This is a genomic window from Corynebacterium sp. S5S1 (assembly GCF_001913985.1).
Taxonomy (GTDB): domain Bacteria; phylum Actinomycetota; class Actinomycetes; order Mycobacteriales; family Mycobacteriaceae; genus Corynebacterium; species Corynebacterium marquesiae.
Window position 1 is genome coordinate 1,816 of sequence record NZ_MKXT01000095.1, and the last position, 1,227, is coordinate 3,042.

Genomic DNA, 1,227 nt, shown 5'->3' on the forward strand with positions numbered 1-1,227 from the left:
ATGTGGCTCTCAGCCACCGCCCAGCACTTGGCTAATACCCACGGCACGGTCACCAGCTGGACGTATTCGATGTTCGGCATGGTGCAACTCGGCGACAAGGTGGAAATGACCGCAGAACGCGTCGGCCGCGCCGGAATCCACAGTGCTTTAGAAGTCACCTGCCGTATCGATGGCGAAGTCGTCTCCGTCGGCCAGGCGCTGTTGGCGCAACCGGCCACCGCCTACGTCTACCCAGGCCAGGGTGTACAGGCAGAAGGCATGGGCCGCGGCGATCGCAACGCCTCCCCTGCTGCACGTGAGGCCTGGCGTCGCGCGGATCACCACACCCGCACCCAGCATGGTTTTTCCATCCGCCAGATCATCGACGACAACCCGACGGAGCTCAAGGTGCGCGGCACCACGTTCCGTCACCCACAGGGCGTGCTGCACCTGACGCAGTTCACCCAGGTCGCGCTGGCTGTCGTCGCCTATGGTCAGACTGAGCGTTTGCGCGAGAACAATGCGCTGGCTACTGGTGCCATGTACGCCGGCCACTCGTTGGGTGAATACACCGCGCTGGCCTCGCTGGCGAATATCTTCGATTTGGAAGATGTCATCGACATCGTCTATTCGCGTGGTTCCGCGATGGGCACGTTGGTCGAGCGCGACGAGCACGGCAATTCCAATTACGGCATGGGTGCGCTGCGCCCGAATATGATCGGTGTCAGCGCCGATGAGGTGCAGGATTATGTGGCCCAGGTGGCGCAGGAAACCGGCGAGTTCTTGGAGATCGTCAACTACAACATCTCCGGCCAGCAGTATTCCATTGCTGGCACCAAGGCTGGCCTGGCGGAATTGGCCAAGCGCGCCACAGCCATTGCCCCGCGTGCCTTCGTGACTGTCCCGGGCATCGATGTGCCATTCCACTCCCGCGTGCTGCGCGATGGTGTACCGGCCTTTGCCGAGAAGCTCGACGAGTTGCTTCCGGAGACGTTGGATCTGGATGCCCTGGTCGGACGCTATGTACCGAACCTGGTGGCGCGCCCGTTTGCGCTCACCCAGGATTTCGTGGACGCCACCGCGGCTCTGGCCCCGTCTGACCGCCTGGACGGTATCGACGCCGCCACGATGGAGCCGCAGAAGCTCGCCCGCCTGTTGCTGATCGAGTTGTTGTCCTGGCAGTTTGCTTCGCCGGTGCGCTGGATCGAAACCCAGGAATTGCTGTTTGGTCGCGTCGACCAGATCATC

At 62.5% G+C, this 1,227-nt stretch carries 1 protein-coding gene; it reads left to right on the forward strand.

Going from position 1 to position 1,227, the window contains the following annotated elements:
• Positions 1 to 1,227 (forward strand): acyltransferase domain-containing protein (locus tag BKN05_RS12525; RefSeq protein WP_286688788.1); only part of this gene is annotated, 1,227 nt, incomplete at both ends.